Consider the following 25,556-nt stretch of genomic DNA (forward strand, 5'->3'; position numbering starts at 1 on the left):
GGAGAGATTCTTCCTACTAAAAAAGTAGATGAAGAAAATAAAACGAAAAAGAAGGATTCAACAAAGTAGCTTATAAATAGCTTGTAGGAAGGAGGAAGGTAAAATGTTAATGCCTAAAAGAGTAAAATATCGTAGAGTTCATAGAGGAAGAATGAAGGGAAATGCTTCTAGAGGTAATAAAATAACCTATGGCGAATATGGACTGCAAGCTCTTGAGCCAGCATGGATAACTTCTAATCAAATAGAAGCAGCTAGACGTGCTATGACAAGATCTATAAAAAGAGGCGGGAATATTTGGATTAAAGTATTTCCTGATAAACCAGTTACTGAAAAACCAGCTGAAACTCGTATGGGTTCTGGTAAAGGGTCCCCAGAATATTGGGTATCAGTCATAAAACCAGGAAGAATCTTATTTGAAATGGGTGGAGTATCAGAAGAAGTAGCTAGAGAAGCTATGAGATTGGCAGCACACAAATTGCCTATAAAGACTAAATTTGTTACTCGTGAAGATGGAGAAGAAAAGGGTGGTGAAGCTAATGAAGGCTAAAGAAATTCGCCAAATGACAGATCAAGAACTAAATACAAGACTGTTAGACTTAAAAAACGAATTATTTAATTTACGATTTCAGTTGGCTACAGGTCAATTAGATAACCCTATGAGAATAAAAGCTGTTAGAAAAGATATTGCCCGTGTTAAAACCATCGTTAGAGAACGAGAATTAGGTATAGGAAAGGAGGTTTAACCTCATATGGATAGAGGAAACCGTAAAGTAAGAGTAGGTTATGTTGTAAGCGATAAAATGGACAAAACTGTTGTTGTTGCTGTTGAAACATTTGTAACCCACCCTTTATATAAAAAGCAAATAAAAAGAACTACTAAGTTTAAAGCTCATGATGAAAATAACGAATGTAAAATCGGTGATGTAGTGAAAATAATGGAAACTAGACCATTGAGTAAAGATAAACATTGGAGACTTGTAAATATAATAGAAAAAGCAAAATAGTCCTTATGCCTGGAAAGGAGGTATTCTAATGATTCAAACCGAAAGCCGAATAAAAGTTGCTGATAATTCAGGTGCAAGAGAGTTATTAGTTATCAGGGTATTAGGCGGTACTAATAAAAAGTATGCTAATATTGGAGATGTTATAGTTTGCTCTGTTAAGAGTGCAACACCTGGAGGAGTTGTTAAAAAAGGAGAAATAATTAAAGCTGTAGTTGTAAGGACAAAACATGGCGTAAGAAGAAATGATGGTTCTTATATAAAATTTGATGATAATGCAGCAGTTATTATAAAAGAAGACAATAACCCTGTAGGAACCCGTATATTTGGTCCTGTAACCAGAGAATTAAGAAGAGGAAACTTCATGAAGATAATATCCTTAGCACCAGAAGTACTGTAAGAGGAGGTGTAGAGTATGCATGTAAAGAGCGGAGATACTGTAATAGTAATTTCTGGAAAAGACAAAGGTAAAAAAGGCAAAATACTAAAAGTATTACCTAGAGAGAATAGAGTAATTGTTGAAGGAATAAATATGGTAACTAAGCATATGAAGGGGCAAGGTCCTAAACAACAAGGCGGAATAATTACTAAAGAAGGCCCTATGAATGCTTCAAAAGTTATGTATTATTGTGAGAAGGATAAAACTGGAGTTAGAGTAGGCTATAAAATTTTAGAGAATGGTTCAAAAGTTAGAGTATGCAAAAAATGTGGAGAAATATTAGATAGATAATAGTCTATTGAAAGGAGGTAATAAGAATGACTTCCAGATTAAAAGAAAAATACCAAAATGAAGTTATACCAGCATTAATGGAAAGATTTCAGTATAGAAATATTATGGAAGTTCCAAGATTAGAAAAAGTAGTAATAAATATGGGTGTAGGAGAAGCTAAAGATAATCCTAAAGCTTTAGAATCAGCTGTAAAAGAAATGGAACTTATTTCAGGACAAAAGCCAGTAGTAACTCGTGCAAAAAAATCCATTGCTAATTTTAAACTACGTGAAGGAATGAATGTAGGAGTAAAAGTTACCTTAAGAGGAGAAAAAATGTATGATTTTTTAGATAAACTTATGAATATTTCATTACCAAGAGTTAGGGATTTTAGAGGAGTAAATGGTTCCTCTTTTGATGGTAGAGGAAACTATGCATTAGGCATAAAAGAACAATTAATTTTTCCAGAAATTAATTATGATATGGTAGAGAATATAAGAGGGTTGGATATAGTAGTTGTTACAACTGCAAATTCTGATGAAGAAGCAAAAGCATTTTTAGAATTTATGGGTATGCCCTTTAAAAAGTAAAGAAGGAGGGAAAAAATTTTGGCAAAAAAATCGATGATCGCTAAGCAAAAGAGAAAAGCGAAGTTTAGTACAAGAGAGTACAATAGATGTAAGATATGTGGGAGACCTCATGGATATTTAAGAAAATACGGTATATGTCGTATTTGCTTTAGAGAATTAGCATATAAAGGCCAAATTCCTGGAGTTAGAAAAGCAAGCTGGTAGTACTAAGGTTATGAAAGGAGGTAGCTAAATATGATGACTGACCCAATTGCAGATATGTTAACAAGAATAAGAAATGGGAATAATGCTAAACATGATTCTGTTGATATTCCTGCCTCAAATATAAAGAGAGAATTAGCCCAAATTTTGCTAAATGAGGGTTTCATAAAAGGATTCGACGTAATAGAGGATGGAAAACAAGGGATTATTAGAGTTGAATTAAAATATGGCAAATATAACGAGAAAGTTTTAAGCGGAATTAAAAAAATATCTAAACCGGGATTAAGGGTTTATGTTAAAAACGACGAGATACCCAAGGTATTAGGCGGACTTGGAATAGCAATCCTTTCAACATCTAAAGGTATAATGACTGATAAGGATGCAAGAAAAGAAGGTATAGGTGGAGAAGTTATTTGTTATGTATGGTAATAAAAAACTTAGTCTACAGGAACAGGAGGTGCACTTATGTCAAGAATAGGATTGAAACCAATAGATATCCCAAGTGGAGTTGAAATAAAATTAGGTGATAAAAATTTGATGGAGGTCAAAGGACCTAAAGGTGTAACAAAAGAGCAATTAAGCCCAGATATGGAGATTAAAGTAGAAGAAAATCAAATATTTGTTAATCGCCCAACTGAAAACAAAAGACATAAATCATTGCATGGGTTAACAAGGACATTAATTGCAAATATGATAGAAGGCGTAACTAACGGTTACACAAAAAAATTAGTAATACAAGGCACAGGATATAGAGCTCAAAAACAAGGGAAAAAATTGATATTAAACTTAGGATTTTCTCATCCAGTAGAATTAGAAGATCCAGAAGGAATTGAAGTAGAAGTACCTGCAGCTAACCAAATAATAATTAAAGGTATAAACAAACAATTGGTTGGGAACTATGCAGCAGTAATTAGAGAATTTAGAAAACCAGAACCTTATAAAGGTAAGGGAGTTAGATATTCTGATGAATATGTAAGAAGAAAAGTTGGTAAGACTGGTAAGTAGAAGGGAGTGATTAGGATTGCTAAAAAAAATTAAAAGAAATGAAACGAGAAAAAAAAGACATATAAGAGTTAGACAAAAAGTTTATGGAACTCCTGAAAGACCAAGACTAAATATATATAGAAGCAATAATCATATATATGCTCAGGTTATTGATGATATAGACGGTCATACTTTAGTATCAGCTTCAACATTAGATAAAGAATTAAAAGAAAAGCTGCCATCAAGTCAGAATAAGGAAGCAGCTAAACTTGTAGGTGAATTAGTTGGAAAGAGAGCTCTTGACAAAGGAATCAATGAAGTGGTATTTGACAGAGGCGGACATATTTACCATGGAAGAATTAGAGAACTTGCAGAAGGAGCTCGAGAAGCTGGACTTAAATTTTAAGAAAAGGAGGGGAATAAATGGAACGTTCATATATAAATCCTAATGAGTTAGATTTAAAAGAAAGAGTTGTAAGTATTAATCGTGTAGCAAAGGTTGTTAAAGGTGGTAGAAACTTTAGATTTAGCGCCCTTGTAGTAGTAGGAGATGAAAATGGGCATGTAGGTGTAGGTATGTCTAAAGCTCTTGAAGTACCGGAAGCTATAAGAAAAGCTATTCAAGATGCTAGAAAACACATTGTTGAAGTTCCCCTTGTAGGAACTACTATACCTCATGAGATAATTGGTATCTTTGGAGCAGGAAGGGTTCTATTAAAACCATCTAAAGAAGGTACTGGAGTAATTGCAGGTGGAGCAGTACGTGCTGTTTGTGAGTTAGCTGGTATAAGGGATATAAGAACAAAATCTTTAGGCTCCAATAATCCGAGAAACGTTGTAAATGCAACTATGGAAGCTTTAATGAACTTAAAAAGAGCAGAAGATGTTGCTAAACTTAGAGGAAAAACTGTAGATGAAATATTAGGTTAGGAGGGGAGTATAATGGCTAAGTTAAAAATCAAATTGGTTAGATCTAATATCGGAAGACCAGAAAATCATAGAAAAACCATAAAAGCTCTTGGACTTAAAAAGATTGGCCAGGTAGTAGAAAAAGATGATACTCCTCAAATTAGAGGTATGATAGCTCTAGTAGACTACATGGTTGAAGTGATAGAATAATTTTTAGAGGAGGTGTACCTATGAAACTAAATGATTTAAGACCAAATGCTGGAGGCGGAACTAAAAAACGTAAGAGAATTGGTAGGGGTACTAGTTCAGGCCATGGGAAAACTTCTGGAAGAGGACATAAAGGTCAAAAGTCACGAACAGGTGGTGGAGTGAGACCCGGTTTTGAAGGTGGTCAAATGCCATTGATTAGAAGGTTACCAAAACGTGGATTTACTAACATATTCGCTAAAGAATATGCTATTATAAATGTTGAAGATTTAAATAAATTTGAAGATAATACAGTAATTACACTAGAACTTTTGATAGATGAAGGTGTGATTAAAAAAGGCAAAGCGATAGATGGTGTAAAAGTGTTGGGTGATGGAGATATAAATAAAAAACTCACTGTAAAAGCCCATAAATTTAGCAAAACAGCTGCTGAAAAAATTGAGGCTGCAGGAGGAAAGGTAGAGGTGATATAGATGCTTTCAACCTTGAGGAATGCCTGGAGAATACCAGATATTAGAAAAAAAATCATCTTTACAATGTTGATGCTTCTAGTAATTAGATTGGGTTCAAGTATTCCAGTCCCATATATGGATAAAGAAGCTATTAAGCAGATATTTGAAGCAGGCCAAGCAGGAGTATTGGAGTTTCTTGATTTAATGGCCGGTGGAACCTTTAGTAATTTTAGTATTTTTGCTTTGAATATTTATCCTTACATTACTGCCTCTATAATAATGCAACTTCTTACAATAGCTATTCCAAAATTGGAGGAAATAGCCAAAGAAGGAGAAGAGGGCAGAAAGAAAATGGCACAATGGACAAAATATGGTGCAGTAATATTAGCCATTATTCAGGCGATAGGTACTACCTTTGGGTTCTTCAATCAGGCTCTTATTGCACAAGGTGCATTACAAACTGCTATAGTTATAATATCCTTAACAGCAGGTACCACCTTTTTGATTTGGATAGGAGACCTTATTACTGAAAGAGGTATCGGAAACGGTATTTCCCTTATTATATTTGTCGGTATTATATCAAGGCTTCCTTCTCAGTTTGTAAAATCTATTGAATTAGTAAGAGTTGGAGCAATAAGTATAATTAAATTAATACTGTTTGGAATAGCTGCTCTATTAATAATTGCTGTAGTTGTGGCATTACAAGAAGGGGAAAGGAAAATACCAGTTCAATATGCCAAAAGAGTTGTAGGTAGAAAGATGTACGGTGGACAAAGCTCACATATACCTTTAAAGGTATCTATGGCAGGAGTTATTCCTGTGATATTTTCTACTTCATTGTTAGCATTTCCTCAAACAATAGCTCTTTTCTTTAAAGGAGAGCCATCAGCTTGGATAACTAAGTATTTGACAGTTCAGGGAAGTGTGGGCATATGGGTATATTCAATCCTTAATGTGCTTTTAATTATTTTCTTCACTTATTTTTATACAGCTGTTCAATTTAATACAGTTGAATATGCAAAAAACTTGCAGCAATATGGTGGATTCATTCCAGGAATCAGACCTGGAAGACCAACATCGGATTATTTAAACAAGGTAATATCAAGAATAACCTTTGTAGGTGCTATAGCCCTTGCACTAATAGCGTCTTTACCAATAATATTGTCTCATTTGTTTAAAATGAACATTAATTTTGGTGGAACTGCTATAATAATAGTGGTTGGTGTAGCCCTTGAAACTGTAAAACAAATCGAATCACAGATGTTAATGAGACATTATAAAGGTTTCTTGAAATAAACTATAGGGGATGATTTAGTTGAGATTAATTTTACTTGGGCCTCCTGGTGCAGGCAAAGGTACTCAGGCATCAGCTATAGTGAAGAAATATGATATACCTCACATATCTACAGGAGATATTTTTAGGACCAATATAAAGATGGGAACAGAATTAGGAAGAAAAGCAAAAGGATATATGGATAAAGGATTATTAGTTCCAGATGAATTGGTAATTTCCATTGTAAAAGATAGATTAACAGAAGAAGATTGTAAAAATGGTTTCCTTTTAGATGGATTTCCTAGAACCCTTAGTCAAGGTGAGGCTCTAGATAAAGAATTAATTGAGATGGAGCTAAAATTAGATAAAGTAATAAATATAGAAGTAGGGAAAGAAGTATTAATAGAAAGAGCCATAGGAAGAAGAGTTTGTAAGGATTGTGGTTCTACCTATCATATTAAGTTCAGTCCACCTAAGCGGGAAAAAATTTGTGATAATTGTGGTGGTGAACTATTCCAAAGGGATGACGATAAAGTAGAAACCATAAAAAAAAGAATTGAAGTATATCTTAAGCAAACTGAACCTTTAATTGATTATTATACAGAAAAAGGGTTAATATTAAATGTAGATGGCAATAAGCCAATAGATTTACTTTTCGAAGATATAGTAGACTCATTAGAAGGGTAATTTTAGAGAAAGGCCACTGCCTTTCTCAGTTGATTAATATGACAGCTCATCTACAGCTCATCTATTATACCGATAAAGAGGTGAACTTAATGGATTCAACTAACGACATAACCATTGGTCAAGTGGTTAAGTCTAGAGCTGGTCGAGATAAAGGTAATATTTTCTTGGTATTAAGCGTTGTTGATGATAAACATGTTTTAGTAGTAGATGGAAATCTAAGAAAACTAGATAAACCCAAGAAAAAAAAGGTAAAACATTTAACTGTTTATAATACTGTATTGCCGGAATTAAAGTATAAACTAGATAATAGTATGAAAATAAATAATGCTTATATTAGAAAATTGTTAGAACCTTTCAATAAAAGTTTTTAAAATTGTTTAAATAGGAGGTTCGATAACTGAATGTCTAAAAAAGATGTTATTGAAGTTGAGGGGACAGTAGTAGATGCCTTGCCAAATGCTATTTTTAAAGTAAGGCTAGAAAATGGTCACGAAATATTAGCCCATATTTCTGGAAAGTTAAGAATGAATTATATTAGGATACTTGCTGGAGATAAAGTAACTGTCGAATTATCACCTTATGATTTGACAAGGGGCAGAATAACCTGGCGAAATAAGTAGCATAGGAGGGAGTAAAATGAAAGTAAGACCATCAGTAAAGAAAATGTGTGAAAAGTGTAAGGTTATTAGAAGAAAAGGAAGAGTAATGGTAATTTGTGAAAATCCAAAGCATAAACAAAAACAAGGTTAATAATAGGATGCTGCTGCAAACTTTATTGAATAGATACCATTAGGAGGTGTAAATAGTAATGGCTAGAATTGCAGGTATTGACTTACCAAGAGATAAAAGAGTAGAAATTGGTTTGACTTATATTTATGGAATAGGTAGGTCTAGATCAAAAGAAATTTTACAAAAAGCCAACGTAGATCCTAATACAAGAGTAAAGGATTTAACAGAAACTGAAGTTAATACAATAAGAAATATTATAGATAGCTATAACGTTGAAGGTGATTTACGAAGAGAAGTTTCATTGAATTTAAAGAGATTAAGAGAGATAAATTGTTATAGAGGGATTAGACACAGAAGAGGGCTTCCGGTTAGAGGACAAAGAACTAAAACTAACGCAAGAACAAGGAAAGGTCCTAAGAGAGTTATCGGTAAGAAAAGATAAAGGAGGGAAGATAATTGGCAGCTAAAAAAGCTAGAACAACACGTGTTAGAAGAAGAGAACGTAAGAATATAGAAAGAGGTCAGGCCCATATCTCTTCAACTTTTAACAATACAATGGTAACTTTAACAGATTTACAAGGAAATGTTTTATCATGGGCAAGTGCTGGACAATTAGGATTTAGAGGTTCAAGAAAATCTACTCCTTTTGCAGCCCAACAAGCGGCAGAAGAAGCAGCTAAAAAAGCAATGGAACATGGATTGAAATCTGTTGAAGTATATGTAAAAGGACCTGGTTCAGGAAGAGAAGCAGCTATAAGATCTCTTCAAGCAACAGGTTTAGAAGTGAATTTAATTAAAGATGTTACTCCAATTCCACATAATGGTTGTAGACCACCAAAACGTAGAAGAGTTTAATATAGGAGGTGTGAATAGATGGCTAGATATACAGGTCCAGTATGTAGGTTATGTCGTAGAGAAGGACAGAAACTATATTTAAAAGGAGATAAATGCTATACAGATAAATGTCCAGTTTCAAAAAGAAACTATGCTCCTGGACAACACGGACAATCAAGAAAGAAAGTAACTGAATATGGGTTACAGTTAAGAGAGAAACAAAAAGTTCGTAGATTCTACGGAATACAAGAATCACAAATGAGGATGTATTTCAATAAAGCAGATAGAATGACAGGAATAACAGGGGAAAACTTATTAAAATTACTAGAACTTAGACTAGATAATGTGGTATATAGATTGGGATTTGCCACTTCAAGAGCTGAAGCAAGGCAGCTTGTTAGACATGGGCATTTTACAGTAAATGGTAAGAAAGTAGATATACCATCATATATTTTGAAAGTTGGAGACGTTGTTGAAATAAAAGAGAAAAGTAAAAATAGTCCTAAGTTTAAAGAAACCATTGAAAATCATAGAGGTAATGCAGTTAGATGGTTAGAGGTTAGTCCTGAGGAATATAGGGGTAGAATTGTAGCTGAGCCAGCTAGAGATGACATTGATATTCCAGTAGAAGAACATTTGATAGTAGAGTTGTATTCTAAATAATATCTGTAATAAAATCAGTCACCCTCGTCCTTTGATAATAATATATATAAGGAGGGTTAATGTTAATGATAGAAATTGAAAAACCAAGAATAGAGATTATTGAAGTGAGTGAAGACAACACTTATGGGAAGTTTGTTGTAGAACCTCTTGAAAGGGGATATGGTACTACCTTAGGAAATGGTTTGAGACGTGTTCTATTATCTTCACTACCAGGTGCTGCCGTATCATCCATAAAAATTCAAGGGGTACTACATGAGTTTGCTGTAGTACCAGGAGTATTAGAAGATGTTCCTGAAATGATATTAAATATAAAAGGTATTGCTGCTAAGGTATATTCTGATGAGCCTGTTACATTAAGAATTGAGGCTGAAGGTGCACAAGTAATAACAGCAGGTGATATTGTTACTGGTCCGGATATAGAAATATTAAACAAAGATCATTATATAGCTACAGTTAATGAAGATGGCAAGCTATATATGGAACTTGAGATGATAAAGGGAAGAGGGTATAATGTTGCTGAAAGGAATAAAAGAGAAGGCCAATCAGTTGGAGTAATACCTATAGACTCTTCTTTTACTCCTGTGAAAAAGGTTAATTTTTTGGTAGAGAATACAAGGGTAGGACAGATAACAGATTACGATAAATTAACTCTTGAAGTTTGGACTAATGGTACTATGAAGCCAGAAGAAGCAACTTCCTTAGGAGCTAAAATACTTACTGAACATTTAAATCTATTTATTGGGTTAACTGATCATGTAAATAATGTAGAAATAATGGTAGAAAAAGAAGAAGATAAAAAAGAGAAAGTATTAGAAATGACAGTTGAAGAACTTGACTTATCAGTAAGATCTTATAATTGTCTGAAAAGAGCTGGTATTAATACAGTAGATGAACTCACTCAGAAAACAGAAGAAGATTTAATGAAGGTAAGGAATCTAGGTAAAAAATCTCTAGAAGAAATTCAGGAAAAACTTGCAGAACTAGAGTTATCTTTAAGCAAAATAGATGAATAGCAAGATATGAAGGAGGGATGGATATGGCTACATTAAGAAAACTTGGTCGCCCTACAGATCATAGAAAAGCAATGTTAAGAAATCAAGTAACAAGTTTATTGAAACACGAAAGAATAGAAACCACTGTTACTAGAGCCAAAGAAACAAGAAGGATGGCGGAAAAAATGATTACTCTTGGTAAAAGAGGGGATCTACATGCTAGAAGACAGGTGTTAGCTTATATATATGATGAAGATGTGGTTAAAAAATTATTTGACGAAATAGCACCAAGATATGCAGATAGAAATGGTGGATATACAAGAGTGTTAAAACTAGGTCCTCGTAGAGGGGACAGCACAGAAATGGCTATTTTGGAATTAGTATAAATGGGTAGGGGATTAAGTAGAGGAGACCTTAGGTCTCCTATGGTAATTACTTAGTCCCTTTTTTCAATTGTCAACTGTTTTTGGTTGTCAATTGAAAATCTTTGTGTTATATTAGATATTGTAAATAACTGAAAGCTAGGGGATAAAAATGGCAGATGCAATGATAAACATAGAAAATGTAACATATGAATACAGTTCTATTGGAGAAGATAGTCATCTAATAGCAGTTAAAGATATAAATATTTCTGTTAAAAAAGGTGAGTATCTGGTTGTTTTAGGACATAATGGTTCAGGTAAATCCACATTAGCAAAGCTTATGAATGGATTATTATTACCTACAAAAGGTAATGTTTATGTAAATAATATAAACACAAAAGATGAAGAAAAAATTTGGAATATAAGGCAAACTGCTGGAATGGTTTTTCAAAATCCAGACAATCAAATAGTAGCTACTATTGTAGAAGAAGATGTAGCTTTTGGTCCAGAAAATCAAGGAATTCCGCCTTTAGAAATTAGGGAAAGAGTAGATAAAGCTCTAGAGATAGTAGAGATGACAGAGTATAAAAAACATGCGCCACATTTGCTTTCAGGAGGTCAAAAGCAGAGAGTAGCAATAGCAGGCATATTAGCTATGAAACCAGAATGTATAATACTTGATGAACCTACAGCTATGCTAGATCCTACTGGTAGAAAAGAGATAATAAAGACTATTAAGAAATTGAATAAGGAAGAAGAAAAAACTATTGTCCATATAACTCATTTTATGGATGAAGCTGTAGAGGCAGATAGAATAATGGTAATGGAACAAGGAGAAATTGTAATGGAAGGAAGACCCAGGGAAATATTTAGCCAAGTAGAGAAGATAAAAGAACTTGGATTAGATGTACCACAAGTAACAGAGTTAGCATATGAATTAAAAAAAGAAGGTATAAAAGTTCCGATTGATATATTGACTATAGAAGAACTGGTGAATGCTCTATGATTATAAAATTAGAAAATGTAAATTATATATATAACCCTAATACTCCCTTCGAAAAGAAAGCTTTGGACAATATAAGCTTTGGCATAGAAGAAGGGGATTTTATTGGATTGATTGGACATACAGGTTCAGGCAAATCAACTTTAGTTCAACATCTAAATGGACTTATGAAACCTACATCAGGCAAAGTAATAGTAGATGGAATAGATATAAATTCCAGTAGTGCTAATTTAAAAGAAATCAGACAAAAAGTAGGCCTAGTATTTCAATATCCGGAACATCAACTATTCGAAGAAACAGTATATAAAGATATAGCTTTTGGACCTAAAAATTTAGGCTTAGGTGAGGATGAGGTTCATATAAGAGTTAAAAAAGCTATGGAATTAGTAGAATTGAACTTTGATTACCTTAAAGATAGATCTCCTTTTGAATTAAGCGGAGGACAAAAAAGAAGGGTAGCTATAGCAGGGGTTTTAGCTATGAAGCCAAAGGTATTAATATTAGATGAACCTACAGCTGGGTTAGATCCAAGAGGCAGAGATGAAATATTAGGAAGGCTACAAACATTGTACCAAGAAGGAATAACTATTATATTGGTTTCACATAGTATGGAAGATATAGCTAGGTTGGTAGATAGGATAATTGTAATGCATAGAGGAAAAATGGCTATGGAGGATAAGACAAGGGAAATTTTTAAAAAAGCAGAAAAGTTAGAAGAGCTAGGTTTAGGAACTCCTCAAATTACATCTTTTATGAGACAATATAAAATCAAGGGGAACCAAGTAGAAGATGCTATACTGACAGTCGAAGAAGCAAAAGATGAGTTAATAAATTATTTAAGGAGAAGAGGAAATGCTTAAAGATATTACAATAGGTCAATACTTTCCAGGGGATACATTTATTCATAGATTAGACCCTAGGATAAAAATAATAATAATAATAATGTTTATAACATCTTTGTTTTTCATAAAAACATTTCCACCATATTTGCTTATTTTAGCCTTCATTATTTTTACAATTTGGCTATCTAAGGTACCCTTTAAATATGTACTAAAAGGTCTAAAGCCGCTCATGGTAATAATAGGGATTACTTTTGCTATAAATGTATTATTAACCAAGGGAGAATTATTATTTGAGATAGGTCCATTAACTATAACTAAAGAAGGTCTTAGTCAAGCGGTATTTATGGCTTTAAGGCTTATATTTTTGATTACTGGAACCTCTTTATTAACCCTTACAACATCACCAATATCCTTGACAGACGGTATAGAAAAACTTTTATCACCTTTTAAAAAAATTGGCCTTCCAGCACATGAACTAGCAATGATGATGACCATCGCTTTAAGGTTCATCCCTACTTTGTTAGAAGAAACAGATAAAATTATGAAAGCTCAAATGGCAAGAGGAGCAGACTTTGAAAGTGGAAATATTATCAATAGAGCTAAGAATTTAGTGCCTTTGTTGGTACCTCTTTTCATAAATGCTTTTAGAAGAGCAGATGAATTAGCTACAGCAATGGAAGCTAGGTGCTATCGTGGTGGAGAACATAGAACAAGATTGAATGAGCTAAAATTAAAGAGGCAAGATATATTAGCAATTGTATCTATGTCCATATTCTTCGGATTCATTATTTCTAATAGATATATAGGATTTATTTAAGAGGTAATCATATGACAAATGTTAAACTTACCATACAGTACGATGGCACTAATTATTGTGGTTGGCAAAAACAAAAAAAAGAAAATAGCATTCAAGAAGAAATAGAGAAGGCAATCCAATTGGTTTCCAAAGAGAAAGTGAAATTAATAGGTTCAGGAAGAACAGATAGTGGCGTTCATGCAAAAGGGCAAGTGGCAAATTTTTTCACCCACTCCAATATACCAGTTGATAGATTTAAATTTGCATTAAACACCAAGCTACCTAAAGATATTAGTATAATAGAATCTATACAGGTGGCAGATAAGTTTCACGCTAGATACGATGCTATAGGGAAGAGATATCAATACATTATATACAATAAGGATATTAGAAATCCTATATATAGAAACTTTGCATACCATGTACCTCATACTTTAGATTATAAGGAAATAGAAAAAGCTACTAAATATTTTATGGGAACTCATGATTTTTCAACTTTTATGGCATCAAATAGTAATGTAAAAACAACTACTAGGACTATTAATAAATTTAACTTAGAAAGAACTAGGGATTTAACAATATTCACCATTGAAGGAAATGGATTTTTATATAATATGATAAGAATAATAATTGGAACTATGGTAGAAATAGGAGTAGGTAAAATAAAGGGCAATGATATCCCTGACATAATACGTTCAAAAAATAGGAAATTAGCAGGACATACTGCTCCACCAGAAGGATTGTATTTAGACAAGGTTTTTTATAATTATTAAACAATTATAGATTTATTATAAATTTAAAATTATTTATAAAAAGTTCTGTTACACGTAAATACGTATTGACATTGATATTGCCTTGTATTAGAATATATAAGAGTGTTTTAAAAAGCCCCGGAACTTTTTATAACTCAACGCTGGAATAAGGAGGGAATAAGATGAAGAGCTATATGGCTAAACCAAATGAAGTTGAAAGAAAATGGTACGTAATCGATGCAGAAGGAAAAGTGCTAGGTAGATTGGCATCAGAAGTGGCTTCAATATTAAGAGGTAAAAACAAACCTATATATACACCTCATGTTGACACTGGGGATTTTGTAATAATAATAAATGCAGAAAAAGTGAAATTGACTGGAAAAAAATTAGATCAAAAACAATATAGATATCACACAGGTTATCCAGGAGGATTAAAATCTGTAACTTATAGAAGAATGATGAGTACTAATCCAGAGAAGGCTATTCAATTAGCTATTAAAGGAATGCTTCCTAAAAATAGTTTAGGAAGAAAAATGTTCAAGAAATTAAAAGTATATAGCGGACCTGAACATAATCATGAAGCTCAGCAACCGGAAATATATGAATTTTAATTATGCTTTAAGAAGGGAGGACTCTAAGTGGCTAATATACAATATATAGGAACAGGAAGAAGAAAAACCTCAGTAGCTAGGGTTAGATTACTTCCAGGTTCTGGAAACATCACTATAAATAAAAGAGATATTGAAGAATATTTTGATTTTGATACATTGAAAGTTCTTGTTAAAGAACCTTTAGTTATAACGGATACTATAGATAAGTATGATGTATTTGTGAATGTACAAGGTGGAGGATTTACTGGTCAAGCTGGAGCTATAAGACATGGTATATCAAGAGCTTTGGTAAACTCCGATGAAGAATTAAAGCCAGTATTAAAAAAAGCGGGTTTCTTAACAAGAGATCCAAGAATGAAAGAAAGAAAGAAATACGGTTTAAAGAAAGCAAGAAGAGCACCACAATTTTCAAAAAGATAAATCAAAACACTGGGTTTTCCAGTGTTTTTTTTATCAAGAATATCATATCTGATAAATAAGTTCTCTTTTTGGTGCCTGGCACCAAAAAGAGAACTTATTTATTTTAATGGATTATTTATTACTAGGAATATGGACAAAAATATTGAGAATATATTTCAATATAGGGGGGATCGGATGAGGATTATTTTAATTAAGAAAAGGAATTTATATATTTTTCTATTTATTATCTTAGTTTCAGTAACTTTGTTACTATCTTTTAAAAACAAAACAAGTCCCGTATCAAATATTTTAATAACAAATAAAATAATAGGAATTGATCCAGGCCATGGTGGAGTAGATCCTGGGGCTGTAGGAATAAGTGGTGTTAAAGAAGATGAGATTAATTTAAAAATAGGAATAAAACTTAAAAAGTTAATAGAAAGTAACGGAGGAAGAGTCATTATGACTAGAGAATCAAAAGATGGATTATATACAAAAAAATCTAAGACATTGAAAGAAATGAAAACAGAAGATCTTCATAATAGAAAAAAAATAATAGATAATGGTAGATGTGATATATTCGTGACTATCCATCTTAATAGTTTTCAACAGTCTAAGTATCATGGGGCTCAAACCTTTTATAGAAAAGATGATAAAGAAAGCAAGTTGTTTGCTACTTATATTCAAGATGAATTAAGAGACGTTCTAGATAAAAATAATCATAGATTATCTCAGGGAAGAGACGATGTATTTTTAATAAATGAACTAGATATACCTGCAGTTCTAATTGAATGTGGTTTTTTATCAAATCCCAGAGAAGAAAAGCTACTTAATACGGAGGAATATCAAGAAAAAATAGCTTGGGCTATATATATAGGAATTATGAAATATTTTGGTCAAATGAATGGAGAATATAATTTTTGATGTGGATAACTTCTGTGGACAAATTATAATAATGTGGATATATAAAATATTATGTAAATGTATTATTTTTAGGACAATAGATCATGCCAAAAGTTAAGTTTACATAAGTTATCCACTATGGAATGTGGATAATGTGGATAAAGTGGATAAACTCAATAAATTTTATTCAAACTACAACTATCAGAATAAATATAAAGCACAATATGTTAAAAAAATAACAAAATTTTATTGTTTCTTTAATAACAATATTGCATTCTTAATCCTTCTCTTGTATAATAAAGGCGATGATATTTTTTTATATGCCTTTTTTTTCAAGCTATATATTTGATTTAAAAAAGGCATTTAGGGTAAAATAAAACATGTATTAATCAAATGTTAAATTTAGGAAGGAGTGGTAAAATGGTAGCAAAGAAAACTCCACTTTACGATGAGCATGTAAAGCTTGGGGGAAAAGTAGTCGATTATGCAGGGTGGTTCCTTCCAGTACAATACGAAGGTTTAATTCCAGAACACGAAGCAGTAAGGAACGCAGCAGGGTTATTTGATGTATCACACATGGGGGAAATAGTAGTAAAGGGTAAAGACGCATTAGCTTATTTACAGTACTTATTAACAAACGATATTGGATCTATTAAAACAGATCAAATAATTTATACTTTCATGTGCTATCCTGATGGAGGTGTAGTAGACGATTTTCTAGTTTATAAGTATGATGAAGAAGAATACCTTCTTGTAGTCAATGCTGCTAATACAGATAAAGATTTTAAGTGGATGATTGATAACAAAAAAGATTTTAACATCATTATTGAAAACAAATCAGATCAGATAGGTGAAGTGGCAATTCAAGGACCTAAGTCAGAAAAAATATTACAAAAGCTTACCGAAACAGATTTATCAAGTATTAAGCCATTCCATTTCAATAGAAAAGTAAAAATTTCTGGTATTGAATGTATGGTTTCACGTACAGGATATACTGGCGAGGATGGATTTGAAGTATATGCACCAGCAGAAGGTATTGTAACAGTTTGGAATGATATACTAGAAGCAGGGAAAGAAGAGGGTATTAAACCAACTGGTTTAGGATGTAGGGATACTCTTAGATTTGAAGCTGGAATGCCTCTATATGGCAATGAAATTTCCAAAGATATTACACCATTAGAAGGTGGTTTGAAATTCTTTGTTAAATTAGACAAAGAAGAAGACTTCATAGGAAAAGAAGCTTTAAACAACCAATGGACTGAAGGGTTAACTAGAAAAGTAGCTGGATTTGAGTTGTTGGGAAGAGGTATACCAAGAGAAGGCTATGAAATATATAAAGACGGTGAAAAGATTGGTCATGTAACTACTGGTTATATGTCACCAACTCTTAAGAAAAGTATAGGAAACGCTTTAATCGATATTAACGAAATCGAACTAGGAAATGAAGTAGATGTAATGATTAGAAAAAGACCTGTGAAGGCTAAAATAATTAGCAGAAAATTTTTAAAGAAATAAATATGAAGATAATTAAGGAGGGCTAAATAATGAAAGTAGTAAAAGGTTTATATTACACAAATGATCATGAGTGGGTAAAAGTTGATGGAGATGAAGCTTATATTGGACTAAGTGATTTTGCTCAAGATCAACTAGGAGATATTGTATATGTTGAGTTACCAGAAGTTGAAGATGAATTTGATAAAGAAGAAGCTTTTTCTGCTGTAGAATCAGTTAAAGCAGCTGCAGACGTATATATGCCAGTAGATGGTAAAATTACAGCTGTAAATGAAGATTTATTAGATGATCCTGCATTATTAAATCAAGATCCATATGAAGCTTGGATTGTAAAAGTTGAAATGACTGATAAGTCTCAATTAGACGAATTGATGACAGATGATGAATATGAAAAGTTCTTAGATGAGGAGGTATAAAGGTATGTATCCTTACATCCCAAATACAAAAGATGATGAGAAGAGGATGTTGGAATATATTGGTTTAGATTCAGCTGAAGATTTATTTAGTGATATACCAGACAATGTTAAATTTAAAAGGGAATTGAACCTTAAACCATCTATGTCAGAGTTGGAAGTATCTAGGAAGATGCTAGAATTATCTCAAAAGAATAGTTCTACTAACGAATTGACATGCTTTTTAGGTGCTGGAGCTTATGACCACTACATCCCTTCAATAGTTGGGCATATTACTTCAAGAAGTGAATTTTATACATCCTACACTCCTTATCAAGCTGAAATAAGTCAAGGTACTTTACAGTATATATTTGAGTACCAAACTTTAATAGCTAATTTAACTGGAATGGATGTATCTAATGCTTCATTATATGACGGGGGAACTGCAGTTGCAGAGGCAGCATTTATGGCATCAAATATAACTAGAAGAAACCAAATATTAATATCAAAAACTGTAAACCCTGAATCAATAGAAGTATTGAAAACTTATGCCCATCTTCAAGGAATAGAGGTAATTGAAATAGAGGAAAAAAATGGAGTTACTAACCTTGATATGCTAAAAGATCAGTTATCTGACAAAACAGCAGCGGTTATAGTTCAAAGTCCAAACTTTTTTGGTATAATAGAGGATTTGGAAGCTGTTGAAAAAATAGCACATAGCCAAAAAAGAACCTTATTTATTACATCTGTAGATCCAATATCCTTAGGAATTCTTAAGTCTCCAGGTTCATTAGGGGCAGATGTAGTAGTAGGAGAAGGGCAGCCGTTGGGTATTCCATTACAATTTGGTGGACCATATCTTGGATTTATTGCAGTAAACAAAGCTCATATGAGAAAACTTCCAGGACGTATTGTTGGAGAGACTATAGATGAAGATGGTAATAGAGCCTTTGTACTTACTTTACAGGCAAGAGAACAACATATAAGAAGGGAAAAAGCTACTTCTAATATTTGTTCAAATCAAGGTATAAATACATTAGCTGCTGCAGTATATCTTACTACATTAGGCAAAAAAGGATTAAGAGAAGTAGCTCTTCAAGCAACACAGAAAGCTCATTATGCTTTTAATGAAATAACTAAATCTGGCAAGTATAAACCTCTATTTGATAAACCATTTTTCAAAGAATTTGCAGTAACTAGTGATATGTCTGCAGATAATATAAGTAAAGGGTTATTAGATGAGAATATACTGGGAGGCTACTCATTAGAAAAAGATTATCCCCAATATAAGAATGGAGTACTCTTTGCAGTAACAGAGAAGAGGACAAAAGAAGAAATTGATAAATTAAGCTCTGTATTGGAGGGGATAAAATGAGAAACTATAATAAGTTAATATTTGAATTATCTAAGTCAGGAAGAAAAGCATATATGCTTCCAGAGAATGATGTGGAAGATATTGCAGTAGATGAACTAATTCCTGCGGAATATTTAAATAAGGATGAATTAAACCTTCCAGAAGTAAGTGAAGTTGATATAATAAGACATTACACAAATCTTTCAAATAAAAACTTTGGTGTAGACACTGGATTTTATCCATTAGGATCTTGTACAATGAAGTATAATCCAAAGATAAATGAAGATATGGCAAATCTTGACGGATTTAAAAATCTTCATCCATATCAACCAGAAGAAACTGTACAAGGTGCATTAAAGTTAATGTATGAATTGGATAAAGCATTATGTGAAGTGGCTGGAATGGATAAAATGACATTACAACCAGCGGCAGGTGCTCATGGTGAACTTACAGGATTAACGTTGATAAAAGCTTACCACGAGAATAAAGGAGATACTAAAAGAACTAAAATAATTGTTCCGGACTCTGCTCATGGTACTAATCCAGCATCAGCTGTAATGGCTGGCTTTGATACTATTGAGATTAAATCAACAAAAGAAGGACTTGTTGATGTAGAAAGTTTAAAAGCAGCACTAAGTGATGAAGTTGCTGGCTTAATGCTTACTAATCCAAATACTCTTGGATTATTTGAGAGAGAAATCAAAGAAATAGCAGATTTAGTTCACGAAGCAGGCGGATTATTGTACTATGATGGTGCTAATGCCAATGCTATTTTAGGGCAAGCAAGACCTGGAGATATGGGGTTTGACGTAGTACATTTCAATATACACAAAACGTTCTCTACACCTCATGGAGGAGGAGGACCAGGTAGTGGACCAGTAGGAGTTAAAAATATTTTGTTAGACTTTTTACCAACTCCAACAGTAGAAAAGGATGGAGATAAGTATTATCTAAACTATGATGTACCTCATACTGTTGGAAGGATGAAAGACTTTTATGGTCATTTCAACATAATAGTAAGAGCTTATACCTATATTTTAACTATGGGTAAAGATGGATTGAAAAAAGCAAGTGAAATGGCAGTTCTTAATGCCAATTATTTAGGACATAGATTGAAAGAACATTATAATTTAGCAGAAGACACTATATTTAAACATGAATTTGTTTTAGCAGGGTTAAAGGGAAGTCTATCCGAAGTTACTACATTAGATGTAGCTAAAAGATTGCTTGACTTTGGATATCATCCACCAACAGTTTACTTCCCACTTATTGTACGAGAAGCATTGATGGTAGAGCCAACAGAATCAGAAAGTAAAGAAACTCTAGATGAGTTTGCTGAAGCGTTAATTAAAATAGCAGAAGAAGCTAAAGAAAATCCAGAAATATTGAAAGAAGCACCTCACGATACTCCAGTAAGAAGAGTTGATGAAACGCAAGCAGCAAGAAATCCTGTACTTAAATACGAAGGGTAGGTGTCAGTATTTGACTAAAAATATTGCAGTAATTGGTGCAGGACCAGGAGGATATGTAGCAGCAATAAGAGGAGCTCAACTAGGTGGAAACATCTATTTAATAGAAGACAGAGAAGTAGGGGGAACATGCCTCAATCGAGGCTGTATCCCTACTAAAACCTACTTTAGAAATGCTGAAATAATGCGTACCTTAAGGAAAACAGAAGAATTTGGAATTGAAGTAGATAATTTTAGCCTAGATGGAAAAGCATTACAAGAAAGAAAGACTAAAGTAGTAGAACAGTTAGTTAAAGGTATAGAGCAGTTAATATCCTCTTATAAAAACATTGAATTCATTCCTGGTAGAGCCAAGATTAAAGATGATAAAACTATATTAGTAAATCTAAAAGATGGAGAAACACGTGAAATAGCTGTAGATAATATAATTATTGCTACAGGTTCAGAGCCTACTATGACGGAAACAAAAGGTGTAGATCTAGAAGGAGTTATCACCAGTGATGACCTTTTAGAAATGGAAGAAATTCCTGAAACTTTAATTGTAGTAGGTGGAGGAGTTATAGGCTTAGAATTTGCAAGTATATATCAGGAATTAGGATCTCAAGTTATTCTTCTTCCTTCAAGAATATTAAAAGATATAGATAAAGAAATATCTAGAAGATTACCTATGTTTTTCAAAAAACAAGGTATGAAGGTCTATGCAGACATAAGAGCTAAAGAAATTATCAAGGAAGGGGACAAGTTAAGAGTAATAGCTAAATACAAGAAAAAAGATAAAGAAATTGAAGTAGTAGGAGATAAGGTCCTAATTGCTTCTGGTAGAGGTCCTGTTACAAAAGGATTAAACCTTGATAATATTGGAGTAGAATATGACCGTAAAGGTATTAAAGTAGATAAAGATTTTGAAACCACAGTTGAAGGCATATATGCTATAGGAGATGTTAATGATTTGGGTATCCAATTAGCCCACGTAGCATCAGCTCAAGGTGTATATGTAATGGAGAAAATAATGGGATTAACTCCAGATATAAACTTAGATATTTATCCAAACTGTGTATTTACATTACCAGAAGTAGCTTTTGTTGGATTGACAGAAGGAGAATTAAAAGAAAAAGGAATAGATTATAAAGTAAGTAAATTCTTATTTGCTGCCAACGGAAAAGCATTATCTTTAGGAGAAGGTGAAGGATTTATTAAAGTATTTGCTTCTGAAGACGATAATAAGGTACTAGGGGTTACTATACTAGGACCCCATGCTAATGATTTAATCCATGAAGGAGCATTAGCCATAGCTAATGACATGGATGTTAGTAGCATAACTAGAACCATTCATGCTCACCCAACATTAAGCGAAGCTTTCATGGAAGCGGTGCATGGTTTAGAAGACAAGGCAATACATATTGCACCACCAAGAAAAAGAAGAAGATAGCAGATTTCTGCTATCTTTTTAATTCTTTTATGGAGGAAATAGGGTATATGAAAAACAAAGTAATATTATTATTAAACATAATATTTATAATTATATTTTCAGTTGTTGGAATATGGATTAGAGCTTCTGAAGGCGGTGTTTTATTTGATGAGATAGTTATGGAGCATATCCATAATAAAACAACTTCTTCAGGCATAGGGATTATGAAGAAAATTACTTATTTTGGGTCGGTATATTTTTTCTTGCCTATAGGATTAATAATACTTTTGCATATGCTAAGAAATAAGAATATCAAAGGGATCTTTTTGTTAATCTTATCTACTTTAGGATCTTACGGATTGAATTTTATACTTAAAAATATATTTATAAGGACTAGACCCCTAGATTATTTCTTAATAGAGCAGGCTGGTTATAGTTTTCCTAGTGGGCATTCTATGGTATCTATGAGTTTTTATACAACGATGACTTATCTTCTAATAAAAAAAATAAAAACAAAGGAAATGAAAAGTATATTATGGCTTATTAATTCATTGATCATATCTTCAATAGGATTTAGTAGAATTTATTTAGGAGTTCATTGGCCGACAGACGTATTAATGGGATTTGTTATAGGGTTAATATTTACTTATATATCTATAAGAATAGTAGAAAAAATTAAATAATTATTAACCAATACTCTTTTTTTGCATATCTAGGTAGTATAAAGAATTTTTTTGAGGAGGGAGTATTGTGGTTAATCAATTAAATTTATTACATTGGGTATATTTAATTTTTACTTTTTTAATACTAGGCTTTATGGTTGCCAAAAGAGACACTAGTCTTGTATGTATTGTTGGAATATTTTTATTATCAATCATTGCTACTAAATCATTATCCCAATCAACAATGGTTATATTTAATAGTTTTATATATGCTATAGTGGAGCTACTGGGGACTATATTAATAATTTCAATTATAGTTGGAATGAGCTCTCTACTATCCAAGGTTGGAATAAGTCAAGTCATGGTATTACCTTTTTCAAGATTTATTAAGACACCAACCTTAGCTTACTGGATTATTGGTATTTTGATGATGGTTATATCTTGGTTTTTTTGGCCTTCTCCTGCTGTTGCATTATTAGGAGTAGTATTGTTGCCTGTGGCGGTAGAAGTAGGATTGCCAGCTATTGGAGTAGCTATGGCTATGAATTTATTTGGTCATGGAATAGCTTTGTCTGGAGATTTTATAATTCAAGGAGCACCTAAATTAACAGCAGATGCAGCAGGGATTTCTGTTGGAGAACTTATGTCTGCCAGTATTCCTTTAGTATTTACAATGGGGATAGTAACTACTATAACAGCTTATATCTTTCTGAGAAATGATTTAAAAAAAGGAAAATTAAAAGTTGAGAAAATAGAAGAAGTAGTAGAGGATAGAGAAAAAGAGGATAAAGGTTTAAAAAATAGGTTATCTAATAAAACGAAACGGTTCTTTTCCATATTAGTTCCCATTCTATTCTTTATAGACGTTGCAGTAATGCTAATAGCTAAATTGCAAGGTGGAGATGCTACAGCTCTAATTGGAGGAACAGCAATTTTTATACTTATAATTGTATCAGCTACAACCTATAAAGATAGGATTTTAGAACAAATAACAGCACATTTGGTAGAAGGACTTAAATTTGGATTCCAAATATTTGGACCAATTATTCCAATCGCAGCTTTTTTCTATTTAGGTGGAGAGGGTTTTGCAGCGGTAATAGGAGACCTGCTACCTGAAGGGTCTCAAGGAATTGTCAATGATTTAGGATTAGCCTTAGCTAATGTAGTACCATTAAATCCAGGTGTTGGAGCTGTTACTTTAACTTCAGTTGGAGCTATAACAGGGTTAGATGGTTCTGGTTTTTCTGGGTTAGCTTTAACAGGCTCCGTTGCTAAACTATTTGCTACTGTTATAGGGAAAGGAATAGGTACATTAACAGCTTTAGGGCAGATAGCAGCTATATGGGTTGGTGGCGGGACTTTAGTACCTTGGGCAGTAATACCAGCTGCAGCTATATGTAAAGTGGATCCTTTTGAGTTGACAAGAAAAAACTTTAAACCTGTAATGATAGGATTGATAGTTACAACTATAGTAGGGATATTTTTAATATAAGGAAAGAATATCAGGACTTTACCTTTAGGCTAACTTCTAGAGGTAAAGTCCTTTTTATATTCTGAAGACTCAAACTATTTATTTGCTAAAAAATATACATATGATATAATAATTACAAATAATATTTATATATATACATCAATCGGATTAAAAATCTTCATCAAAAGGGTTCTTTGTTCTTCTTAACTATAATAATATTTACATAAGTATAAAATTCAAAATCTCACTTTTATTTAGAGCAATTAATATTAATATTCAAGATTACAAATACTTTTCAATCTATAGAAATCTAATCTAGAATGTGATAAAAATAACAAAACAATATAGACATCCAATTCTTATAGTTAATGAATTATAAAGTTAAGTCATCCTGAGCTTTAGCGAAGGATCTCGCTTTTAGATCCTTCAGATCCTTTGTGACTCTATGTCTTAATTTTTATATTTCAATTTTAGTAACAAATTTGTATAAAAGTACAAATTTTAGATAAAAAGTTAGCCTTATTTGTCTAAATAATGTATAAAAACAAACAAAGAAAGGGGAGAAGAAAAGATGAGTAGACTTAGTATTATTACTAGGGACAAGGCACAAGCAACTGTGGAAACTCTTTATAAAGACTTAGAGAGACGGATTGTTGCAAGTCCACCAGGATTATGTCCTATAGACTTAGCATCTTCTTTTCTAAAGATGTGTCATGCTCAAACCTGTGGTAAATGCGTTCCTTGTAGAATTGGTTTAGGACAATTGGAAGCATTATTAGAAGATGTATTGGATGGAGAAGCGGACTTAGATATTATCGATCTTATTGAAAAAACTGCAAGAACTATTTATTATTCAGCAGATTGTGCCATTGGTTATGAAGCAGCAAATATGGTTCTAAAAGGTGTTCAAGGTTTTAGAGACGATTTTGAAGAGCATATTTTGCGTAACCGGTGTACTTTTGAACTGTATCAACCAGTACCTTGTGTATCACTTTGTCCTGCAGGTGTAGATGTTCCAGGTTATATTGCTTTGATATCTGAAGGAAGGTATGAAGATGCAGTTAGATTAATAAGAAAAGATAATCCAATGCCAGCTACTTGTGCTTTAGTTTGTGAGCATCCTTGTGAGACTAGATGCAGAAGAAATATGATAGATAATTCTATCAACATTAGAGGGTTAAAGCGCTTTGCTGTAGAACATGCTGGAGTAGTACCTATAGAAAAAAAGGCGCCATCTACTGGCAAAAAGGTAGCGATAGTTGGGGGAGGACCTAGCGGATTAAGTGCAGCTTATTATCTATCTATAATGGGACATGATGTGGAAATATTTGAGCAAAGGCAGAGATTAGGTGGAATGTTAAGGTATGGGATACCAAGCTATAGACTACC

Annotated in this window: 38 protein-coding genes; all 38 read left to right on the forward strand. The window is 32.7% G+C overall.

Annotated elements, in window-relative coordinates; all coding sequences use genetic code 11:
- Nucleotides 1-103 precede the first annotated feature (103 nt).
- The gene (gene rplP / locus VK998_RS08835) at nt 104-547 is read left to right on the forward strand and encodes a 50S ribosomal protein L16 (RefSeq protein WP_325227740.1); all 444 of its coding nucleotides are present in this window, start codon (nt 104-106) and stop codon (nt 545-547) included.
- On the forward strand, nt 537-743 hold the full coding sequence (gene rpmC / locus VK998_RS08840) for a 50S ribosomal protein L29 (protein ID WP_325227742.1): 207 nt from the start codon (nt 537-539) through the stop codon (nt 741-743). Before rplP ends, rpmC begins: the two co-directional genes overlap by 11 nt.
- Nucleotides 744-749: 6 nt before the next feature.
- Nucleotides 750-1,004, forward strand: a complete 255-nt coding sequence (rpsQ, locus tag VK998_RS08845; protein WP_325227743.1) for a 30S ribosomal protein S17 — start codon at nt 750-752, stop codon at nt 1,002-1,004.
- 28 nt (nt 1,005-1,032) lie between these two features.
- The gene (gene rplN, locus VK998_RS08850) at nt 1,033-1,401 is read left to right on the forward strand and encodes a 50S ribosomal protein L14 (protein ID WP_325227745.1); all 369 of its coding nucleotides are present in this window, start codon (nt 1,033-1,035) and stop codon (nt 1,399-1,401) included.
- A 15-nt stretch (nt 1,402-1,416) separates the two neighbouring features.
- The gene (gene rplX / locus VK998_RS08855; RefSeq protein WP_325227746.1) at nt 1,417-1,731 is read left to right on the forward strand and encodes a 50S ribosomal protein L24; all 315 of its coding nucleotides are present in this window, start codon (nt 1,417-1,419) and stop codon (nt 1,729-1,731) included.
- 26 nt (nt 1,732-1,757) lie between these two features.
- The gene (rplE, locus tag VK998_RS08860) at nt 1,758-2,300 is read left to right on the forward strand and encodes a 50S ribosomal protein L5 (RefSeq protein ID WP_325227747.1); all 543 of its coding nucleotides are present in this window, start codon (nt 1,758-1,760) and stop codon (nt 2,298-2,300) included.
- 18 nt (nt 2,301-2,318) lie between these two features.
- Nucleotides 2,319-2,504, forward strand: coding sequence for a type Z 30S ribosomal protein S14 (locus VK998_RS08865; protein WP_005583198.1), 186 nt, complete (start codon nt 2,319-2,321; stop codon nt 2,502-2,504).
- Between the two features lie 30 nt (nt 2,505-2,534).
- Nucleotides 2,535-2,930 (forward strand): 30S ribosomal protein S8, encoded by a 396-nt coding sequence (gene rpsH / locus VK998_RS08870; protein ID WP_325227748.1) that lies wholly within the window; start codon nt 2,535-2,537, stop codon nt 2,928-2,930.
- A gap of 36 nt (nt 2,931-2,966) precedes the next feature.
- Entirely contained in the window at nt 2,967-3,506 is a 540-nt protein-coding gene (rplF, locus tag VK998_RS08875) for a 50S ribosomal protein L6 (protein WP_325227749.1), read from the forward strand.
- 16 nt (nt 3,507-3,522) lie between these two features.
- Nucleotides 3,523-3,891 carry a 50S ribosomal protein L18 gene (rplR, locus tag VK998_RS08880; RefSeq protein ID WP_325227750.1) on the forward strand — a complete coding sequence of 123 codons (369 nt, stop codon included), beginning with the start codon at nt 3,523-3,525 and terminating at the stop codon, nt 3,889-3,891.
- Nucleotides 3,892-3,908: 17 nt separating this feature from the next.
- Nucleotides 3,909-4,415, forward strand: coding sequence for a 30S ribosomal protein S5 (gene rpsE, locus VK998_RS08885; protein WP_325227751.1), 507 nt, complete (start codon nt 3,909-3,911; stop codon nt 4,413-4,415).
- A gap of 12 nt (nt 4,416-4,427) precedes the next feature.
- The gene (gene rpmD / locus VK998_RS08890) at nt 4,428-4,604 is read left to right on the forward strand and encodes a 50S ribosomal protein L30 (RefSeq protein ID WP_325227752.1); all 177 of its coding nucleotides are present in this window, start codon (nt 4,428-4,430) and stop codon (nt 4,602-4,604) included.
- A 20-nt stretch (nt 4,605-4,624) separates the two neighbouring features.
- Nucleotides 4,625-5,074 (forward strand): 50S ribosomal protein L15, encoded by a 450-nt coding sequence (rplO, locus tag VK998_RS08895; RefSeq protein ID WP_325227753.1) that lies wholly within the window; start codon nt 4,625-4,627, stop codon nt 5,072-5,074.
- Complete coding sequence (secY, locus tag VK998_RS08900) at nt 5,075-6,349, forward strand: preprotein translocase subunit SecY (RefSeq protein WP_325227754.1); 1,275 nt, start codon at nt 5,075-5,077, stop codon at nt 6,347-6,349. It begins immediately after the preceding gene.
- Between the two features lie 19 nt (nt 6,350-6,368).
- Nucleotides 6,369-7,013, forward strand: coding sequence for an adenylate kinase (locus tag VK998_RS08905; RefSeq protein ID WP_325227755.1), 645 nt, complete (start codon nt 6,369-6,371; stop codon nt 7,011-7,013).
- Nucleotides 7,014-7,102: 89 nt separating this feature from the next.
- Nucleotides 7,103-7,384, forward strand: a complete 282-nt coding sequence (locus VK998_RS08910; protein WP_325227756.1) for a KOW domain-containing RNA-binding protein — start codon at nt 7,103-7,105, stop codon at nt 7,382-7,384.
- 30 nt (nt 7,385-7,414) lie between these two features.
- Nucleotides 7,415-7,633, forward strand: coding sequence for a translation initiation factor IF-1 (infA, locus tag VK998_RS08915; RefSeq protein ID WP_325227757.1), 219 nt, complete (start codon nt 7,415-7,417; stop codon nt 7,631-7,633).
- A gap of 16 nt (nt 7,634-7,649) precedes the next feature.
- Nucleotides 7,650-7,763, forward strand: coding sequence for a 50S ribosomal protein L36 (gene rpmJ / locus VK998_RS08920; RefSeq protein ID WP_025640191.1), 114 nt, complete (start codon nt 7,650-7,652; stop codon nt 7,761-7,763).
- Nucleotides 7,764-7,821: 58 nt separating this feature from the next.
- Nucleotides 7,822-8,184 (forward strand): 30S ribosomal protein S13, encoded by a 363-nt coding sequence (rpsM, locus tag VK998_RS08925; RefSeq protein ID WP_325227758.1) that lies wholly within the window; start codon nt 7,822-7,824, stop codon nt 8,182-8,184.
- Between the two features lie 14 nt (nt 8,185-8,198).
- Nucleotides 8,199-8,597, forward strand: coding sequence for a 30S ribosomal protein S11 (rpsK, locus tag VK998_RS08930; RefSeq protein ID WP_325227759.1), 399 nt, complete (start codon nt 8,199-8,201; stop codon nt 8,595-8,597).
- Nucleotides 8,598-8,615: 18 nt separating this feature from the next.
- Nucleotides 8,616-9,239, forward strand: a complete 624-nt coding sequence (gene rpsD, locus VK998_RS08935) for a 30S ribosomal protein S4 (protein ID WP_325227760.1) — start codon at nt 8,616-8,618, stop codon at nt 9,237-9,239.
- A gap of 65 nt (nt 9,240-9,304) precedes the next feature.
- Nucleotides 9,305-10,252 carry a DNA-directed RNA polymerase subunit alpha gene (locus tag VK998_RS08940; RefSeq protein ID WP_325227761.1) on the forward strand — a complete coding sequence of 316 codons (948 nt, stop codon included), beginning with the start codon at nt 9,305-9,307 and terminating at the stop codon, nt 10,250-10,252.
- A gap of 23 nt (nt 10,253-10,275) precedes the next feature.
- Nucleotides 10,276-10,617, forward strand: coding sequence for a 50S ribosomal protein L17 (gene rplQ, locus VK998_RS08945; protein WP_325227763.1), 342 nt, complete (start codon nt 10,276-10,278; stop codon nt 10,615-10,617).
- Nucleotides 10,618-10,765: 148 nt separating this feature from the next.
- The gene (locus VK998_RS08950; RefSeq protein WP_325227764.1) at nt 10,766-11,599 is read left to right on the forward strand and encodes an energy-coupling factor transporter ATPase; all 834 of its coding nucleotides are present in this window, start codon (nt 10,766-10,768) and stop codon (nt 11,597-11,599) included.
- Nucleotides 11,596-12,456: an energy-coupling factor transporter ATPase gene (locus VK998_RS08955; protein ID WP_325227765.1), complete on the forward strand. Its 861-nt coding sequence runs from the start codon at nt 11,596-11,598 to the stop codon at nt 12,454-12,456. The genes VK998_RS08950 and VK998_RS08955 overlap by 4 nt, the downstream gene beginning before the upstream one ends.
- Nucleotides 12,449-13,255: an energy-coupling factor transporter transmembrane component T family protein gene (locus tag VK998_RS08960; protein WP_325227766.1), complete on the forward strand. Its 807-nt coding sequence runs from the start codon at nt 12,449-12,451 to the stop codon at nt 13,253-13,255. The genes VK998_RS08955 and VK998_RS08960 overlap by 8 nt, the downstream gene beginning before the upstream one ends.
- Before the next feature lie 11 nt (nt 13,256-13,266).
- The gene (gene truA / locus VK998_RS08965; RefSeq protein WP_325227767.1) at nt 13,267-14,007 is read left to right on the forward strand and encodes a tRNA pseudouridine(38-40) synthase TruA; all 741 of its coding nucleotides are present in this window, start codon (nt 13,267-13,269) and stop codon (nt 14,005-14,007) included.
- A 161-nt stretch (nt 14,008-14,168) separates the two neighbouring features.
- Nucleotides 14,169-14,597: a 50S ribosomal protein L13 gene (gene rplM, locus VK998_RS08970; protein WP_325227768.1), complete on the forward strand. Its 429-nt coding sequence runs from the start codon at nt 14,169-14,171 to the stop codon at nt 14,595-14,597.
- A gap of 27 nt (nt 14,598-14,624) precedes the next feature.
- The gene (rpsI, locus tag VK998_RS08975; RefSeq protein ID WP_325227769.1) at nt 14,625-15,017 is read left to right on the forward strand and encodes a 30S ribosomal protein S9; all 393 of its coding nucleotides are present in this window, start codon (nt 14,625-14,627) and stop codon (nt 15,015-15,017) included.
- 174 nt (nt 15,018-15,191) lie between these two features.
- Complete coding sequence (cwlD, locus tag VK998_RS08980; RefSeq protein WP_325227771.1) at nt 15,192-15,920, forward strand: N-acetylmuramoyl-L-alanine amidase CwlD; 729 nt, start codon at nt 15,192-15,194, stop codon at nt 15,918-15,920.
- Nucleotides 15,921-16,319: 399 nt separating this feature from the next.
- Nucleotides 16,320-17,414 carry a glycine cleavage system aminomethyltransferase GcvT gene (gene gcvT, locus VK998_RS08985; protein ID WP_325227773.1) on the forward strand — a complete coding sequence of 365 codons (1,095 nt, stop codon included), beginning with the start codon at nt 16,320-16,322 and terminating at the stop codon, nt 17,412-17,414.
- A gap of 29 nt (nt 17,415-17,443) precedes the next feature.
- The gene (gene gcvH, locus VK998_RS08990; protein ID WP_325227774.1) at nt 17,444-17,827 is read left to right on the forward strand and encodes a glycine cleavage system protein GcvH; all 384 of its coding nucleotides are present in this window, start codon (nt 17,444-17,446) and stop codon (nt 17,825-17,827) included.
- Between the two features lie 4 nt (nt 17,828-17,831).
- On the forward strand, nt 17,832-19,178 hold the full coding sequence (gcvPA, locus tag VK998_RS08995; RefSeq protein ID WP_325227775.1) for an aminomethyl-transferring glycine dehydrogenase subunit GcvPA: 1,347 nt from the start codon (nt 17,832-17,834) through the stop codon (nt 19,176-19,178).
- Complete coding sequence (gcvPB, locus tag VK998_RS09000; protein WP_325227776.1) at nt 19,175-20,629, forward strand: aminomethyl-transferring glycine dehydrogenase subunit GcvPB; 1,455 nt, start codon at nt 19,175-19,177, stop codon at nt 20,627-20,629. Before gcvPA ends, gcvPB begins: the two co-directional genes overlap by 4 nt.
- 10 nt (nt 20,630-20,639) lie before the next feature.
- Complete coding sequence (gene lpdA, locus VK998_RS09005; RefSeq protein ID WP_325227778.1) at nt 20,640-22,055, forward strand: dihydrolipoyl dehydrogenase; 1,416 nt, start codon at nt 20,640-20,642, stop codon at nt 22,053-22,055.
- Nucleotides 22,056-22,102: 47 nt separating this feature from the next.
- Nucleotides 22,103-22,717, forward strand: coding sequence for a phosphatase PAP2 family protein (locus VK998_RS09010; protein WP_325227779.1), 615 nt, complete (start codon nt 22,103-22,105; stop codon nt 22,715-22,717).
- Between the two features lie 67 nt (nt 22,718-22,784).
- On the forward strand, nt 22,785-24,188 hold the full coding sequence (locus VK998_RS09015) for a hypothetical protein (protein WP_325227780.1): 1,404 nt from the start codon (nt 22,785-22,787) through the stop codon (nt 24,186-24,188).
- A 550-nt stretch (nt 24,189-24,738) separates the two neighbouring features.
- A partial coding sequence (locus tag VK998_RS09020; RefSeq protein WP_325227782.1) for an NADH-ubiquinone oxidoreductase-F iron-sulfur binding region domain-containing protein occupies nt 24,739-25,556 on the forward strand: 818 nt, incomplete at its 3' end.

Source organism: Schnuerera sp. (assembly GCF_035459645.1).
In the GTDB taxonomy this organism is placed as follows: Bacteria; Bacillota; Clostridia; order Tissierellales; family Tepidimicrobiaceae; genus Schnuerera.